Raw genomic sequence first — 17,897 nt, 5'->3', positions numbered from 1 at the left:
CCAATGACGGCGCCGGCAGTGCTCGGCGCCAGCGGCCAACGGCAGCGATCAGTCGGCTGCGGCGGAGCGCTCCTGCAGCCGCTGCCAATCGGCGATCGGCTGATCGCTCACCACCCGGCCCTGCTCCAGGGTAATGACGCGCGCGGCCATGGCCACGGTTTCGCACCGATGCGCCACGATGATCCGGGTGACCTGCATTGCCTGGATGGCGCGATTGACGCGCTGCTCGTTCATGACGTCCAGATGGCTGGTCGCCTCGTCCAGCACCAGGATGCGTGGCGACCTGTACAGCGCGCGTGCCAGCAAAACGCGTTGCCGCTGCCCGCCCGACAACCCGGTACCCGCCTCGCTCAACAACGAGGCGTAGCCTAGCGGCATCTGCTCCACCTCCTGGTGCACGCCGGCGATGCGCGCGCAACGTTCAACCTGCGCCTGATCCGGCTCCGGGTCGAAGAAACTGATGTTTTCGCTGACCGATCCAGTGAACAGCAGATCGTCCTGCATCACCGTGCCGACGATGGCGCGATAGGGCGTCAGCGCCGTCTCGCTCAGCGGGCGCCCGCCGATCTTTACGTGTCCGGCGCTGGGTTTCAGCAGCCCGAGGATCACTTTGACCAAGGTGGTCTTGCCGCACCCTGACGCGCCGGTGATGGCCACGCATTCCCCGCTGGCGATGCGCACGCTGACGTCTTCGAGCACGGCCGGGGTATCGTCGGCATAGCGGAAGCCGATGCCGCACAGTTCGATGGTGGTGTCGTTCCAGGCAGGCGCATCGATGCGCTGATCGGCGGCCTCCTCGCGCGGCTGGTGGACGATGTCGGCCACCCGCTCCAGATGGACGCGCAACAGGCGGAACTCCACCAGCCGATCGATCAGCTCTGACAAGCGCATGGCGAACTGCTCGCGATAGGCCATGAATGCCAACAGCATGCCCAGCGAAAGCTCTGCGCGCAGGATCGCGAACGCGGCGAGCCAGATCACCAGCACCCGCTCGCATCCGAACAGCAGGCGCTTGAGTGACGACTGCCAGACCTCGCCCTGCGCCAGGCGCAGTTGTGCATTGGTCTGTTCGGCCAGCAGATGGGTCCAGTCCATGCGCCGCACCTGCTGGCGCCCGAACAGCCGCACGCCCTGGATGCCGCGCACGCTCTCCAGCAGGTGGGTGTGCTGGCGCGCGTCCCACAACAACTGCTCGGCGGCAGCTTCGCGCATCCTCCGCAGCCACAGCCAGCGTGTCGCCGCATACAGCGTTACCGCCACCAGCGTGATCGCGCTGAGGCCGACGCTGTAGACCAGCATCAGGCCGAGGGTGCCGATCACCAGCACGCCATCGACCAGGGTCTGGGTGAATCCGGTCGTCAAGGTGCGTTGCACCTGCACGATCGAGGCGAATCGCGACTGGATTCCGCCGAGGTGACGCTTCTCGAAATACGCCAACGGGAGCGCGAGCAGGTGCGCAAACACCTGCCCCATCCATTGAAAACCCAGCTGTGCCGACACGCTGGCGATCAGCCATCCGCGCAGCAGGGCGATGCAGGATTGCAGGACCACCAGCAACAGGAACCCGGCGCCAAGGACATGGATCAACCCGATGTCGGCCGACGGCACCGCCTGATCGACGATCCACTGCAGTTGGAACGGCATTCCCAGGCTGAGTACCTCGAGCGCGAATGCCAACGCAAGCACCTGCCAGACCGCCCGTCCAAGCCCGTGGACACGACCGATCAACGAGGACAACGCCACTGCCGGCGCCGCAGCTTGCGGACGGAAGTCGGCGGCCGGGCTGAGTTCCAGCGCGATCCCGGAGAAATGCCGGGAGAATTCGCCCGGCGTCAGGCTCCGCGGCCCGCTGGCCGGATCGTGGATCTGCAGACGACGGGTGCCCACCCGCTTGAGCACGACGAAATGATTGAGATCCCAATGCACGACGCAGGGCAGCTGCAACTCCGGCAGCGCGTCCATTTCCAGCCGCAACGCGCGCGCCTGCAGACCGAGCGCCTGCGCGATCGCGACCAGATTGGCCAGGTTGGTGCCCTGTCGCGATAGCAGGAAGCGGCGGCGCAGTTCGGCCAGGCCGATGTGGCAACCGTGATAGTGGGCGATCATGGCCATGGCCGCCAATCCGCATTCGCCGACTTGCCCCTGCAGGATCATCGGCAATCCACGCACGCCGGACGCTCGGCGCAACTGCGCCCACCAGCGGCTCATCGCAGCGTGCCGTGCAAACTGGACAGCGGCTCGAATGCCCACTGCGAGAAGCGCCGCCATTCCAATGCCAGCGTGCCCTGCACGCGCATACCCGGTCGCAGGACCGCCGTGCGTCCTGCACGCAGCGCGGCATCCCCGGCCAGGCGCACCCGCACGCGGTACAACGGCTCGCTTACCGAGACCGAGTCGACACGCGGCGGTTCGGGCGCGACGGCGATCTCGACCACCTGCCCGGCGAACTGACCGTAGTGCTGGTAGGGCAAGGCATCGAAGCGCAGTTGCACCGGCATGCCGGGGCCGATCAGCCCGGCGGCCCTGGAGGGCGCATACAACACGACCTCGGTCGCCATCGACGTCGGCAGCAGATCGGCCAGGCGTTGCCCCTGCGCGACCGCCTGCCCGCGCTGCAGCGGTCGCAGCGCTACACGCCCGGCACGCGGCGCGCGCACTTCCCAACGCGACGCGGCCGCCTGCTCGATCGCCGCACGCCGGTCCTCCTGCAGGCCGGCACCGGCCATCGCCAATTGTTGGCGCAAGTTCGACGGTAACTGCTGCACCTCGGCCTGGGCCTGCGCGAGCGCATCGGCCAAGGCCATGCGCTCGCGCTGCAGCTCCAGGGTATGCGCGCGTTGGTCGAGCACGTCGGCCTGTTTCTCATCGACGAATTGCTGGCTGACCAGGCCGCGCGTCAACGCGGTACGGTAACGTTGCTCGATCGATTGGGTCAGTTGCTGCCGATGGCGCAGCAAGTCCAGCTCGGCGTCGATCTGCTGCAAGCGGTCGCGCAGGCCGGCCAGCGCCCGCGCAGCCGCCTGCTGCTGCACGCGCCCCTGGGCACGCAACTGCGCCATCGCCTCGACGGCCAGGCGCTGCTGTTCGGCCAGCACCACAGCAGCGCGCTGGGTCGGCCGCCCGCGATCGTCGCGATGTTCGGCCGACAACACGAACAGCAGCTGGCCCGCAGCGACGCGCTGGCCCTGCACGGCGCCGACCTGCACCACCACGCCCGACTGCGGTGTGGTGACGGAGATCAGTCCGCCCGCCGGGACGACCGTGCCATACAAGGTCTCGCTGCGCGCGAAGCCCAGGCGGAAGAATCCGACCAGCAGCAGGATCACGGTCGTCATCAGCAGGCCTACGCACCAACGTAGCGCGCCATGCTGGCGCAGCACCACCGGCCCGAGCCGACTGCGCTGCCGGTAGTCCACCGCCTCGCGTCGAAACAGGGTCGTCATCCGCCGGCGGCCGCCGACGCCGGCCCGTGCTGGCCGCCTGCTCGGCAGTGCCGCCGCGTCGCCGTGCGCTGCCACGCCACGCGCCTGCTCATACCAGCAGGGCTCCATGCGAGGGCCCGCGTTCCCAGAAGGCCAGCTCCTGCAACCGCTCGAACAGCGCCGGCGGCAACACGCTGCGCCGGGGGACATACTGCACCCCGCGACGGACGCGATGCAGGCCCGGCATCTGCAACGCGGCATCGAAGCGTTCGGCCTCGGCCTGGACACCAGCATAGTCGTGCGCGAACGCCGGCAGTTGCAGGAAGGCGTAGACCTGCTCCATCGCCTGCGCCGGCCGCTGCGCCAGCGTTTCGTAGCGCAACAGCAGCAGTCGATCGGCATGTTCGCCGTAGAACGCCTGGCGCAGCCCGTCCAGTGCATAGCCCACCACGCCGCGCGGCGCGGTCAGCAGGTCCGCGCGCAACGAGACCGAATCTTCCGGGTCGTAACCGAACAACGCCGACAAGCGCAGCGGCTGGGTCTGCGCCAGGCGCTCGAAGCTATCGACGACCCAGCCAACATCGCGAACGCAACAGATGAGGCGGCTGTGCGGGAACAGCGTCGCCAGCCCTGTCAGGCGGCTGCACCAGGCGCGATTGGTGTCGAACACCGTGCCCAGCCCCTGGCGATCCTGGTAATAGGCGTCGAAGACCGAACGCAGCAGCCGCACCCGCTGTGCGTCGTCGATCTGCACGTTGGAGGGATGTTCCTCGCTCATGCCCATCAGCATCGCCGCGTACAGTCGCGCCACCGGCGAGGTGAAATCGGCGTGCACATGCGGGTTCTGTCGCAGCAACGCGGCCAGCAAGGACGAGCCCGCCCGCGGCAGCCCGGAAATGAAATGGTAGTTCACCTCGCGCCTCCCCTGTCCGATGCTGGTCGGCGGCGGCATGCCGGCCAGACGCATCGCCAGCCAAGCCTGCATCGCGTGCCACTGCACACGCGGACACGCTGCGCAAAGGCGCTGCGCTTTGCGAATGCCAGCGATCCGGCCGAGCGGTCGGGAGCGCTTGCCGTGACCGGCATCACATCGGCACGTGCCGGCACGGACCTGGCGGATGCGACGTTCGTTACCGCGCACACAGCGTCGTGCGCCGGCCCTGAGTCGCAACGGCACCCGCGCACGCTGGATCGCATGGTGCTGTCCCCGGCTCTGCGGTCCAGCGACCACTGTCGCCTCACCGGCCAACGGGCAGATGGCCGAGGCGGTCACGCAGTCGTCCCTTCGGGCGGCGTGACGCTGCGTACGAAGGGAAAACCCGTGAGGACGTCAACATGAATCTGTCGAAAAAATCGCCAACCAATGGTGCGCAAGCGCTGCAGCGGCCCGCCGGGGCCAAGGGCCAGCTGGAGCCCCTGGACCAGCGTCTGTGGAAGCATGTCGGCGGTGGGGACTATCCCCCGCCGGGCGCCAATACCAAGCACGATCCGCCGCCCAAGAACGGGCACCACTGATCCGCCTGCGCGGGCAGTCGCGAGCGGGCGCTGCCGTTGCCGGACCACCCGGTAGCGGAGAACAGCAGCCGCTCAAACCCCGGAGGCCGGACGAGGCGACTCGCCCGGCCTTTGGCATTTCATGGCGCCGAAAAAGCGTTTCGCCAAGCGGCTGGGCGCTGGCTATACTAGCCAGGCAACACGGTGGGAGAAGCGGCACTGCCGCTGCCGAAGGCGCAACAGCCCGTAATCGCTCAGGCCCGATACCATCCGCAGTACAACTCTGGAGAGACCGGCCGATGCCGGCGCCGAAGGGGCACGAAACGCAGGCAGGCCGGGGGCCAGGCCGCGTTTTTAAACTCTCAGGCAAAAGGACAGAGGGGCGCGAGGAAGACCGCTGCTGCGGCAGGTCGTGGTGCGCGCATGCGCGTCATACCGGCCGTGATGCGGGTCGACCATTCGTCTGCCCCTACTCCGGATGCCCGCCATGTCCCAGACCCCGTCTTCCCTGCGCGACCTCGAACACCACAGCGCGTTCGTCGAGCGCCATATCGGCCCCAACGACGCGGAAATCGCCCAGATGCTGGACGTGGTCGGCCACGCCTGCCTGGATGCGCTGACCGATGCCATCGTGCCGGGCAACATCAAGTCGCCGGCGCCGCTGGCGCTGCCCGAGGCGATCACCGAAGAAGAAGCGCTGGCCAAGATCCGCGCCATCGCCGACAAGAACACCGTGTTCCGCAACTTCATCGGCCAGGGCTACTACGGCACCCACACGCCGAAGGTCATCCTGCGCAACATCCTGGAAAACCCGGCCTGGTACACCGCCTATACGCCGTACCAGGCGGAAATTTCGCAAGGCCGCATGGAAGCGCTGATCAACTTCCAGACCCTGTGCGCCGACCTCACCGGCATGCAGATCGCCAACGCCTCGCTGCTGGACGAAGCCACCGCCGCGGCCGAGGCGATGACGCTGGCCAAGCGTTCGGCCAAGTCCAGGTCCAACACGTTCTTCGTGCATGACGCAGTGCATCCGCAGACGCTGGAACTGCTGCGCACACGCGCCGAGCCGCTGGACATCGTGCTGCGCGTCGGCACGCCGGAAGAAGCGCTCCAGGCCGAGTGCTTCGGCGTGCTGCTGCAGTACCCGGACAGCTTCGGTCATATCGGCGATCACGCTGCACTGGCAGACGCCGTGCACGCGCAAGGCGGCCTGGTCGCGGTGGCCACCGATCTGCTTGCACTGACGCTGATCGCCGCCCCGGGGGAATGGGGCGCCGACATCGTGGTCGGCAACTCGCAGCGCTTCGGCGTGCCGTTCGGTTTCGGCGGCCCGCATGCCGCGTTCATGGCCTGCCGCGATGCCTACAAGCGCTCGATGCCGGGCCGTTTGATCGGCGTGTCGATCGATGCCGCCGGCAACCCGGCGTATCGCCTGACCTTGCAGACCCGCGAGCAACATATCCGCCGCGAAAAGGCCACGTCCAACATCTGCACCGCGCAGGTGCTGCTGGCGGTGATGGCGTCGATGTATGCGGTCTACCACGGCCCCGACGGCCTGACCCGCATTGCGCGACGCACCCATCGCCTGGCCGCGATCCTGGCGGCGGCACTGCGCAGCGCCGGTGTCACCGTTGGCGAGCGCTTCTTCGACACCTTGCACGTCAAGGCGATCGATGCCGATGCGATCCATACCCGCGCGCGTGCGGCTGGCATCAATCTGCGTGCCATCGACAGCGAAGCAGTGGGCATCAGCCTGGACGAAACCACCACGCGTGCCGATGTGGTTGCGCTGGCGCAGCTGTTCGGTGCCACGGCGGATGTGGACGCGCTCGATGCCGCCACCGCCGATGCCCTGCCGCAAGGCCTGCTGCGCACCACCCCGTTCCTGACCCACCCGGTATTCAACACCCACCATAGCGAGCACGAGCTGCTGCGCTACATGCGCTCGCTGGCCGACAAGGACCTGGCGATGGATCGCACCATGATCCCGCTGGGCAGCTGCACCATGAAACTCAACGCCACCGCCGAAATGATTCCGGTGACCTGGCCGGAGTTCGGTGCGATCCACCCGCTTGCACCGGCCGAGCAGTCTGCCGGCTATGCGCAGCTGATCGACGAGCTGGAAGCGATGCTGGTCGAGTGCACCGGCTACGACGCGGTGAGCCTGCAGCCCAATTCCGGCGCGCAGGGCGAATACGCCGGCCTGCTGGCGATCCGCGCGTATCACCGTTCGCGCGGCGAAGCGCACCGCGACATCTGCCTGATTCCCGAATCGGCGCACGGCACCAACCCGGCGTCGGCGCAGATGTGCGGCATGACCGTGGTGGTGACCAAGTGCGATGCCAACGGCAATGTGGACGTGGATGACATCCGCGCCAAGGCGGAAAAATATTCCGACCGCCTGGCGGCGCTGATGATCACCTACCCGTCCACCCACGGCGTGTTCGAAGAAGACGTGGTGGCGATCTGCGAAGCGGTGCATGCGCATGGCGGTCAGGTCTACACCGACGGGGCCAACATGAACGCGCTGGTCGGCGTGGCCAAGCCCGGCAAGTGGGGCTCGGACGTGTCGCATCTGAACCTGCACAAGACCTTCTGCATTCCGCATGGCGGCGGCGGCCCGGGCGTGGGCCCGTGTGCGGTGAAGTCCCACCTGGCCCCGTATTTGCCGAAGACGCTGGGCGGCGAAGGCGATGTCGGCATGGTGAGCGCAGCAAGTTACGGCTCGGCCTCGATCCTGCCGATCAGCTGGATGTACGTGACCATGATGGGCAGCGCCGGTCTGCGCAAGGCCACGCAAGTGGCATTGCTCAACGCCAACTACATCGCCAAGCGCCTGGCGCCGCACTACAAGACGCTGTATACCGGCCGCAACGGGCTGGTGGCGCACGAGTGCATCCTCGACGTGCGCCCGCTGGAGAAGACCAGCGGCATCGGCGCCGAGGACATCGCCAAGCGGCTGATCGACTTCGGCTTCCATGCGCCGACCTTGAGCTTCCCGGTCGCCGGCACGCTGATGGTGGAGCCGACCGAAAGCGAATCGCAGCATGAACTGGACCGCTTCATCGACGCGATGATCCAGATCCGCGAAGAGATCCGCGCCATCGAAGACGGCCGCCTTGACCGCGAGGACAACCCGCTCAAGCACGCGCCACATACCGCAACGCAGGTGTCGGCCAGCGAGTGGACGCATGCCTACCCGCGCGAACTGGCCGCCTTCCCGCTGCCCAGCCTCAAGCAGCAGAAGTACTGGCCGCCGGTGGCGCGCGTGGACAACGTCTACGGCGACAAGAACGTGATGTGCGCCTGCATCCCGGTGGATGCATACAAGGAAGACGCCGAGGCCTGATCGCCGTACCCGCGATGGCCAACAAAACCCAGCCGGTGAGACGGCTGGGTTTTTTATTGCGCTGCGTGTGAATGCCCGGATGCCATACACGCCCCAGCGCGCTGCCAGCCGTTTTCCTGGCCTACACGTGCCACCAGGATGATGACGGACGCTTTCATCCCAGAGCAGACCCTGGCGCATGCGTGAACTGAACTTTCTTGGTGCCGTTCTGGTGGCAGCCTGCCTGCTGATTGGCTGCGCACCGCGCCGTCCCGGCGAGGTGCCGGCGCTGGTGCACGCGCCCGATGCGCGTGCCGAAGTGGTGCAGACAACGGCCGGCCCGGTGCACGGTGTGGCCAGTGCACAGGGTCGGGCATTCCTGGGGGTGCCGTTCGCGGCGCCGCCGGTGGGTGCACTGCGCTTTCGCGCACCGCAACCGCCAGCCGCATGGACGCAGGTGCGCGATGCCACCCAGGCCGGCCCGGCCTGCCTGCCGCGCTATCGCTTCGGGCAGAAGCATGTGTCCGAAGATTGCCTCACGCTCAATGTCTACGCACCGCCCGGCCCGGCAGCAGCGCATCCACGCGCGGTGATGGTGTGGATCTATGGCGGTGCGCTGGAATTGGGCAGCAATGTCGACTACGACCTGAGCGCGTTGGCTGCGCGCCAGGATGTCATTGTGGTGGCACCCAACTATCGGCTGGGCGTGTTCGGTTTCTTCGCGCATCCAGGCCTGCGTGGCGAAGGCGAAGGCGCCTATGCATTGCTCGACCAGCAAGCGGCCTTGCGCTGGGTGCAACGCAATATCGCCGCGTTCGGCGGCGATGCGCACAACGTCACCGTGTTCGGCGAATCGGCCGGTGCGTGGAGCATCTGTTATCAGCTCGCCTCGCCCGGCGCGGCGGGGTTGTTTCAACGCGCCATCCTGCAAAGCGGCAGTTGCCTGGCGAGCGATTCCAGCGTGCCACAGCGCGAGGCAGAAAGTGGCGGCGTCCGCATGGCGCAACGCCTGGGTTGCGCGCGCGCGCACGATGTTGCCGCATGCCTGCGCGCACTGCCGGCCGAAACGCTGGCCGATGCAGTACCACAACGGCGCGGCCTGACCGGCAGCGATGCGTGGGCGCCGATGTCCGGCGGCCAGGCGTTGCCGCTGCCGCCGGCCGCCGCAATCGCCAGCGGTCGGCATGCGCAGGTGCCGGTACTGATGGGCACCAATCGCGATGAAGGGCGTTTGTTTGCGCAATTGCTGTCCTACATCGGCAAGCTCAACCTGCGCGGCGGATATGAAGCGCGCGTGCAACGCATGCATGCCTCTCCAGCCCCGGTGCTGACGCAATACGCAGCCGTTGCCGCGCAATCGCGCTGGGAGGCGTTCGCCGACATCGTGACCGATGGCGGCTTCGCCTGCCCCACACGCCGGCTGGGGCGGGCATTGCGCACGCATGCGCCGGTGTACGCCTACGAGTTCGACGACCCGCACGCGCCGTACGGTCTGTTACGCCTGCCGTTTTCGCCTGCATTGGGCGCGTTCCACGCCTCTGAACTGGTGTATCTGTTTCAGCGCCCGTGGGTACTCAGTGGCCGGGCGCAGTTCAGTCCGGCGCAGCAGGCGTTTGCCAATACGGTGCAGGATTATTGGGGTGCGTTCGCGCGCACCGGCGATCCCAACGGTGGCGGGCGGCCGCGGTGGCCGCTGTTTGATGGCGACACGCCGCTGACGCTGTCGCCGCACAGGATCGGCGCAACGCCCGACTTCGTGCAGCGTCATCGTTGTGCGTTCTGGGATGCGCGTGCAGACACTGCGACAACATCGGTGCAGCCATCGTCGCCGTGACAGGGCGATCGGTGTGATGCGACCGCCACCCTCATTCCAACGCGACAGGAACCCATCATGTCCGAATCGTCTTCCCCTTCCTGCGCACAGGTGCGCCTGCGCAACGGGCGTCGCGTGCCCGCATTAGGTCTGGGCTCCTGGAACCTGGGCCAGGGCCGGCATGCGCCCGAGCAGGAAATTCAGGCGCTGCAACTCGGTCAGCAATTGGGGATGCAGCTGATCGACACCGCCGAGATGTACGGCAATGGCCGCTCTGAGCAACTGATCAGCCAGGCCATCGGCCGTGCGCAGCCGCCCTACGTGGTGTCCAAGGTGTTGCCCGACAATGCCAGCGCCCGCGAAATCGCACGCGCCTGCGAAGCCAGCCTGCAACGGCTGGGGGTGCGCACCTTGGATCTGTATTTGCTGCACTGGCGTGGCGGCAGCGATCTGGCCGAAGTGGTGGATGCATTCGAAGCACTACGCGATGCCGGCAAGATCCGCGATTGGGGCGTGTCCAACTTCGATGTCGATGACATGGAGGAGCTCTGGGCAATCGATGGCGGCTCGCGTTGCCTGGTCAACCAGGTGCTGTACCACGCTGGCAGCCGCGGTATCGAATTCGACCTGTTGCCGTGGTGCGCCGCGCACGAGGTGGCCGTGATGGCCTATTCGCCGCTTGGCAGCCGCGCGTTGCTGGATCATCCGGTCTTGCACGCCATCGGCGAGCGTCGTGGCGTTGCAGCCACCGCGGTGGCGCTTGCGTGGGCGATCCGCAGCGGCAATGTCATCGCCATTCCCGAATCCGGAACGCCGGCGCATGTGCGTGCCAATGCCGCGGCCTGCACGCTGCAATTGCACGCAGACGATCTTGCCGAGATCGATCGCGCCTTCGCGCCGCCTACCCGCAAACAGCCGCTGGATCTGCTGTAAAACATGGATAGTCGCGCCCGCTTGTCTGCGCATCTGCACGGCTGCGCGTGTGCGTGCTCGTGATCGCTGCAACATGCAACTGCGACGTCGCGCAATGTTTGCTGCACATGTGAGTTTTCGTTCGCAAGCAGACACATGCAATTAACAGCGCCACTCCCAGGCTTTATTGCTCAGCCCGCATCCCAAGCCCGCCAGAGTGGAGTTCCTATGGCCAAGTCCCCCAGCAAATCCGCGCAGGTCCCTGCCCTCGCACCTGCCAACACCACCGTCGATGGGTCGCGCGGTACTGGCGATGAATTGCACCAGAAGGCAGGCGGCACGCACCCGCAGCTGACCACCAACCAGGGCATTCCGGTAGGTGACAACCAGAATTCGCTCCGCGCCACCCCGCGCGGCCCGACGTTGCTGGAAGATTTCATCCTGCGCGAAAAGATCACCCACTTCGATCACGAACGCATTCCCGAGCGCATCGTGCATGCGCGCGGCAGTGCCGCCCACGGCTATTTCGAGCTCACCAAGTCGTTGAGCCAGTACACCACCGCCAAGATCTTTACCGAGGTGGGCGAAAAGACCCCGTTATTCACCCGTTTTTCCACTGTCGCAGGCGGCGCCGGCTCGGTGGATACGCCGCGCGATGTGCGCGGGTTTGCGGTGAAGTTCTACACCAAGGAAGGCAACTGGGATCTGGTCGGCAACAACATCCCGGTGTTCTTTATCCAGGATGCGATGAAGTTCCCGGACCTGATTCATGCGGTGAAGATGGAGCCGGACCGGGGCTTCCCGCAGGCTGCCAGCGCGCATGACACGTTCTGGGATTTCATTTCGCTGACACCCGAATCGATGCACATGGTGATGTGGGCGATGAGCGACCGCACCATTCCGCGCTCGCTCCGCATGATCGAGGGTTTCGGCATCCACAGTTTCCGATTCCTCAATGACAAGGGCGAAAGCACCTTCGTCAAGTTCCATTGGCGGCCCAAGCTGGGCCTGCAATCGACGATCTGGGACGAGGCGGTCAAGATCGCCGGCGCCGATCAGGATTTCCACCGCCGCGACCTGTTCGAAGCGATCCAGAACGGCGATTTCCCCGAGTGGGAACTCGGCGTGCAATTGTTCACCGAAGCCCAGGCAGCAACGTTCCCGTTCGATCATCTGGATTCGACCAAGGTCATTCCCGAAGAGCTTGTGCCGTTGCAAATCGTCGGCCGCATGGTGCTCGACCGCTGGCCGGACAACTTCTTTGCCGAAACGGAGCAGGTTGCCTACTGCCCGGCCAACATCGTGCCCGGCATCGACTTCAGCAACGACCCGCTGCTGCAAGGCCGCCTGTTCTCGTATCTGGATACGCAGCTGAGCCGCCTGGGCGGGCCGAACTTCCATCAGATTCCGATCAACGCACCCAAGTGCCCGTTCGCCAACAACCAGCGCGACGGTCACATGCAGATGAGCGTACCCAAGGGCCGCGTCGCCTATGAGCCCAGTTCGCTGCAGGCCGATGCGCCGCGTGAAGCGCTGCGTGGTTTCCCCAGCCATGCAACTGGGGCCGAAGAAGGCACCAAGGGCCGGGTGCGTGCAGAAAGCTTTGCCGACCATTACAGCCAGGCGCGACTGTTCTTCCGCAGCCAGACCGCACCGGAACAGGCGCATATCGCCTCGGCATTGGTGTTCGAACTGTCGAAGGTGGAAACCGCCCACGTACGCGAGGCCATCGTGGGTCATCTGCGCCACATCGACCAGGAGCTGGCGCAACGTGTGGCCGATGGCATGGGCATGACCGCCCTGCCGCCAGCACCGCCGGCTGCAGTGGCGCCGATCGACATGCCGCTCTCGCCTGCCTTGCAGGTCATCGGCAAGATGAAGGACACCCTGAAAGGGCGCACGGTGGGCATCCTGATTCACGACGGCTCCGATGCCGCGGCGATCAAGGCCGTACGCAAGGCGGCCGAAGCTGCGGGTGCGACGGTCAAGATCGTTGCGCCCAAGCTCGGCGGCGCCAAGCTTAGCGACGGCAAGCAGTTGGCCGCCGATGGGCAGCTGGCTGGGACGCCCTCGGTGGTGTTCGACGCGGTGGCGGTATTGCTGTCCTCGGAAGCGGCCAAGCTGCTGACACGCGAATCGGCGGCGCTGGATTTTGTGAGCTTTGCCTGGGCGCATCTGAAGGCCATCGCGTTCGACGAAGGCGCGCAGTTGTTGTTGAAGGCCGGCAACGTCGGCAAGGATGCGGGCGTCGTTCCGGCCGCCGATACCAAGGCATTCATTACCGCAGCAAAAACCCGCCAGTGGGCACGCGAGCCGAAGGTGCGCATGCTGGCGTAACCGCGGGAAGACCCGGTACCCGGGCTTGAAACCGAGGCACGCCACGTCCGCGCGCTGGCGGCCCCAAACCCCTCGGCTTTTGCCGCTGCCGCGCGTTTGCGCGGTAGCGGCAGGTTACTGCGCATTTCCACGGCAAGCGCTAGCTGTTTCGCGTTGGCCAAAGCTTCGATCGCGCAACCAGCATGCGCACTGCGCGATGTCCGTTACCAGGCCGCGATGGAGCACCCTGACGCGAGCGAGGTTTACCTGTCGCTCGCGCCCAGGTCATGTAGGTCGGGTCGATGACGACGCTCGATCGCTATTCGCTTCCCGGATGACGATTACGCCAACTGGCGTTGCTTGGGATTGGCCGCATTGCAGAATGTGCCGCTAGTCACTGGAGCACGGTATGGAATCTCGGATCACCCCGACCTCTGGCGCAGCAAACTTGCCGCTTCCTGCAGCCGATGACGCGGCGTTACCACGCAGCCCGGCGACCGACGACGATCGGCACCACCGCACTGATGCCCGATTGGCTGGACTAACGCCCCGCCGCAGCGCGGCGCGGACCAGCGCAGCCACCGCGCTCGATTGCGTAATGCCGGACGCCGCGGGCAGCAGGAGCATCGGTGCGCCTGCCTCGGCTCACGTCGTAAACCGCCTGGATAGACCTCTATTCTCGATCATTCGGCCTATCGCGTTTCTAGCCACCAGGGCCGACATCGGCGGCCATCGCCACCCGATAAGCCTGTCCGAAAGCGCTGTTGTCTTCTCGCGCTCCAAGGCGACATTGGGAGGCAGCGATGTGGGCATGGTCGGGATGCTCGATGGCCAGGAGCATCTTGTCAAAACCGGAATTTCGCGCAGCCTGCTGGGTCAGGCAGTGAAATGTTGCGCGAAGGGGCAAGGCGCGGAGGCCAACAAACGCTTGGGCTACATCGTCGGCTCGGCAGCCAGGCTGCTTGAGGGCAGCATGGACAAGCAGGCCACGCAGCAATGGCTGACACTGGCCTTCCATGCCTTTCTCGATACCGAAAAAGGTAAGAGATTGACGGAAAAAGCGAAGACGGATGCGTTGGACATCGACGATGTCTGCGAGATTCACGAAAGCCTGGTTGCTGCAGATCCTCGTCTACGCAATCCGCTTGGCATCCCGGCCTTGTTTGACATCATCAACGTCGCTGCCGCACAGGATTTGGTCAACGCGCTACAGGCACGCCATCTTCCGCGGCAAAACATTCCGGACTCATCGCTGCTGACACTGCCCGACAACGCCTTCATCGCCTCGCGACTGATTCATGATGCAGAGCCGCTGGATACATTCCTGACCAAGGCGTTCCTGCCGCCTGACGTTTCGCTTGCGCAGGCCAAGCAAGCCGCTGTCCGTGTGAAAAGCGCAGCCGGCAGCGGTGCGCAGGCCGATGAACTCGCCGCAGACCATGCGCTGCTTGCGCGGATCAACGATCCGGTCAATCTTCGTTCGGGCAAACAGGCGTTGATCGATACCTTGCGCCACAGCGGTCTGGACGGGCTGTTCGCCTCGTTGCTGGCCAGGCTGACCCTGGGCGAAGCGTCTGATCTGGGCCCTGACAATATGCTGGTCATTCCCGGAGAAGATGCACGCCACAAGGTCGTCAGCATTGACGTAACCGGCTTTCGCTACGACCGGGAGAAAGATACCCCGGCAAATCCACGAGAACCGCTTCGGTATGGTTGGGGAGACGTCGTCCAGAACCCGGCACGGGCGCTGCAAGTGCTGCTTGATGCCAGCGTGATGAGCAGCCGTTATGCGAAAGGCCTGGATGGCGTACATGCCACGGTGATTGAGGCGATAAGAGAGGCACTTGCCTGGCAAGCCACGCCTGAAGTGGAAATGGTCAAGCAGTGGTACGCCGCGCTCGATGTGGACTCCGCCACGTCCTCCTTGCGCTCGTTGGGCGCTCAGCTGAAAGACATGTCTGGCGCGGGTTGGATGCCGGATGCCGCGCTGGTGAATCAGGTGTTGGCACGCAATTCCTCCTTCCTCAGCAATGTGATTCAAAAATCCCGGACATGACGACTGCGACCAGTACGCGCCACGGGCTGCACGGGCGCGATACCAGTACCGCCCAAGGCGACGGTCAGGCGAACCACGCCTGGCCGCGCGCCAGCGCCTGTGCGTGCACTGGCTCGGGCGTTCGACACCGGCTTTCTTTCAGCACGGCGTTGGCGGGCACAAAGACCGAGCTCCCTGCCCGCCGAATTGCCTCGATCAGATGCTCACCGTCTTCAGGTCCCTGCCTGGCCCGCTGCAACTGGCCACTCACGTTGAGCGATCCGTGGAGCTTTGAGGCTTGTATTCGAGGATCTCTTCCTTGGTGAGGACAGGCGACGCGTCGTAATTAGCGCTGCCCACCAGCGCCAGCCACCCAAAGCTGGCCAAGCAGCTTGGAGCCGATGGTTGCCCGGTGCACCTTGGCCTCGGTGTTTCCGAGGGCGCGCATCATCTCTTCCCAGCGTGCGCCCAGGTTGACTTCTCTCTCCGTCTTCAGGTGGACGGCCGCCAAGTCCTTATAGTCGAGCGCGCGCAGCCCGTCGGGGGTGACCGGTCTTTTGGCATGTACGTGGACGAACCAGGGCCGCGGGATGTTTCCATTCGACTGCGGCGTGTGCTCGATACGCACTTCAAAGAGCCTGCCACGGTCGCCAATGTCGTCCTCCGAGCGAAGGCGGCGCGGCGCCGTGACGCGTGCCAGTCCATTCATCGCCAACAGGCGCTCCAGATGCGGCGCACGTGGCTGCGGATCGGTCTTGAGCGCATCGGCTTCGCGCCGTTTGAAATCGTGCTCGATCCTCTGGAGAAGACGCAGCCGCGTGTCGAGGTGGTCGATGCGCGCGTCTCCTGCACCGAGCTTGCCTTTGAGCTGCAGCACACGCTCACTGGATCCGAACCAGCCCTGCATGGTGATCCTGGCAGAATCGAAGGCCGTCGCCGCGTCATATCTGGAGTCGCCGACCAGGCGCTCTACGTCGGTGGTGTCCTTGCCAAGGCGCTTGGCGAGCGCGATGAAATCACCGCCGAGTTCTGCCACCGGCAACGACTCCAGACGCGTGCCTTTCAGTATCTCGTCGGCCTGCTTTTGCGCTGCGCTGCGCTCATCCATGGCCCGCCGCGCAGGCGCTGCCGCCGAGCTGGAAGCGTCAGGCGTGCGCACGCGTGCCTTGCGCGACCGGCTCGATTTGCCTGTTGTTGTCGTGGTTGTCGGCACGCTTGATGTTGTCGACACCGGTGCCTGCCCGGGCGAGGCCGCTGCTGTGCCAATCAGCTGTCTGTCCTGGACGGCGAATTCACACATGTCAACAATCGCCTGACGTTGGTCGGCAAGTGCCTGTGCAAGATCGAGCATCGTCGGCCATAGATGATCTCTGGCATGTTCACCTGCTTCGATGAGCACGGCGGCATCCATACACAGCTGCGTCGCCGCTCGGCCACGCAGCTCGGCGTATTCGATAAGCACTTGCTTGTACATGGCCAGCATCTGCGGCGTCAGCGAGTGCTCGGTTGAGAGAAAGCGTTCAAGATGGATCTTGGTCAGCTCCGTAAACGCTTGTCCGACCTTGGCTTCCATGCACCTGTCTACTTCTTCGAGCGCGCTCAATCGATCCATCACCTGTTGCAACCCGCAACAACTGGCTTGATCGGAAAGCCTTCTTGAATATATTTCGTACAGCACTCCACGAACGGTTTGCATCCGCGTGTGACAAGATCCCATCGTGATCCTGATGATCGGCAGCTGGGCCTTCAGCACGTCGGGTGGCGCCCGATTCGTCATCGGCGACTTGATACGCCGGAAAACCTCTTCCAATGCTGCAATGACATCAAGAAGATGCGTGCGTAACGCATGCCATGATTCCGGCTGCTGCAGACGGATGGCCTGGACATTAAACCGTGCAAACTGGCTGCTTTCCGCAAGCACAGACCCCAATTCCTGGGTCAATTTGTGATCGATCATTTTTTCGCATGACAGATAGTTCATCGCTGCGGCTTGCCCGAGAGACGAAATCAATCGATCCTCATGGGCTTCGATGTCGGAGGATGACATGCGGCGTTGGATCTTGAGCTCGCTCAGCGCCTGCAAGCCTTGTCGCGCGGATGCGATCGCCGATGCGCCTGACTTGAGCCTTGCTTCAAGGGATCTTGTGTCTGCCACCCCCCTTGGCGCCACGTTTGTGACCAGGTGATTGAACAGTTGCAGCCTGGCCGAGGCCGTGTGCAATACCTCGAGCTGATCTGGTCCTGCTGAGACAGACGCCGAGGTGAAGAGCGGTCCGCGGACGCCCCTGGCGTTAGCGGATGATGATGCAGGCGCACTGGCCCTGGAAGCTCTGGCCGGTCGCGGCGTTCTGATGGCAAGCCCGCTGAGTTGCGTGGAGAGCGCCGCTACCTCGTCAGGCACGCTCGCGTTGGTTGATGCATCCTGTGGCGGCGCCGCTGGTTGAGCGGACCGCGCGGGATCCACTGGGGCTTGATTGGTCGCTCGAACTCTCGGCACGGTGCATCCTCCGACATTGCTATTCTATTGCCACGCATGGACGCCCAGATGCGCCTGTTCTCCGCAGATCCGAGACC

Annotated in this window: 10 protein-coding genes and 1 riboswitch; of the genes, 6 read left to right on the top strand and 4 right to left on the bottom strand. The window is 65.0% G+C overall.

Annotation, left to right across the window (positions count from 1 at the left end; translation table 11 throughout):
- Window positions 1-48: 48 nt before the first annotated feature.
- The 3 genes from raxB to raxST are packed head-to-tail and all read right to left on the bottom strand — an operon-like array spanning window position 49 to window position 4,335.
- Window positions 49-2,208 (bottom strand): peptidase domain-containing ABC transporter RaxB, encoded by a 2,160-nt coding sequence (gene raxB, locus ACCQ15_RS05980; protein ID WP_277572830.1) that lies wholly within the window; start codon window positions 2,206-2,208, stop codon window positions 49-51.
- A complete protein-coding gene (locus tag ACCQ15_RS05975; protein ID WP_078537057.1) occupies window positions 2,205-3,551 on the bottom strand; it encodes an HlyD family secretion protein in 1,347 nt (448 codons plus the stop codon). Before ACCQ15_RS05975 ends, raxB begins: the two co-directional genes overlap by 4 nt.
- On the bottom strand, window positions 3,532-4,335 hold the full coding sequence (raxST, locus tag ACCQ15_RS05970; RefSeq protein ID WP_372381326.1) for a RiPP modification sulfotransferase RaxST: 804 nt from the start codon (window positions 4,333-4,335) through the stop codon (window positions 3,532-3,534). Before raxST ends, ACCQ15_RS05975 begins: the two co-directional genes overlap by 20 nt.
- A 422-nt stretch (window positions 4,336-4,757) precedes the next feature.
- Here raxST and raxX point away from each other — a divergent pair, with 422 nt between their 5' ends.
- From raxX to ACCQ15_RS05940, 6 genes are all read left to right on the top strand, one after another.
- Window positions 4,758-4,937, top strand: coding sequence for a RaxX family RiPP (raxX, locus tag ACCQ15_RS05965; RefSeq protein WP_014089614.1), 180 nt, complete (start codon window positions 4,758-4,760; stop codon window positions 4,935-4,937).
- Between the two features lie 252 nt (window positions 4,938-5,189).
- Window positions 5,190-5,304: riboswitch (glycine riboswitch) on the top strand.
- Window positions 5,305-5,394: 90 nt separating this feature from the next.
- Complete coding sequence (gcvP, locus tag ACCQ15_RS05960) at window positions 5,395-8,268, top strand: aminomethyl-transferring glycine dehydrogenase (protein WP_372381325.1); 2,874 nt, start codon at window positions 5,395-5,397, stop codon at window positions 8,266-8,268.
- Window positions 8,269-8,446: 178 nt separating this feature from the next.
- Complete coding sequence (locus ACCQ15_RS05955) at window positions 8,447-10,081, top strand: carboxylesterase/lipase family protein (RefSeq protein ID WP_372381324.1); 1,635 nt, start codon at window positions 8,447-8,449, stop codon at window positions 10,079-10,081.
- A 57-nt stretch (window positions 10,082-10,138) separates the two neighbouring features.
- Window positions 10,139-10,993: an aldo/keto reductase gene (locus tag ACCQ15_RS05950; protein WP_372381323.1), complete on the top strand. Its 855-nt coding sequence runs from the start codon at window positions 10,139-10,141 to the stop codon at window positions 10,991-10,993.
- Between the two features lie 207 nt (window positions 10,994-11,200).
- Window positions 11,201-13,309, top strand: coding sequence for a catalase (locus ACCQ15_RS05945; RefSeq protein WP_372358173.1), 2,109 nt, complete (start codon window positions 11,201-11,203; stop codon window positions 13,307-13,309).
- Between the two features lie 799 nt (window positions 13,310-14,108).
- A complete protein-coding gene (locus ACCQ15_RS05940; protein ID WP_372381545.1) occupies window positions 14,109-15,344 on the top strand; it encodes a type III secretion system effector protein in 1,236 nt (411 codons plus the stop codon).
- A 325-nt stretch (window positions 15,345-15,669) separates the two neighbouring features.
- Here ACCQ15_RS05940 and xopP read toward each other — a convergent pair whose 3' ends face one another.
- A complete protein-coding gene (gene xopP / locus ACCQ15_RS05935; RefSeq protein ID WP_372381322.1) occupies window positions 15,670-17,820 on the bottom strand; it encodes a type III secretion system effector XopP in 2,151 nt (716 codons plus the stop codon).
- Window positions 17,821-17,897 lie beyond the last annotated feature (77 nt).

Origin of the sequence: Xanthomonas sp. NCPPB 1754 (assembly GCF_041475725.2) — a bacterium.
GTDB lineage: Bacteria > Pseudomonadota > Gammaproteobacteria > Xanthomonadales > Xanthomonadaceae > Xanthomonas > Xanthomonas euvesicatoria.
The sequence above is the reverse complement of the archived record's forward strand: the minus strand, read 5'-3'. Positions and strand labels throughout refer to the sequence as shown.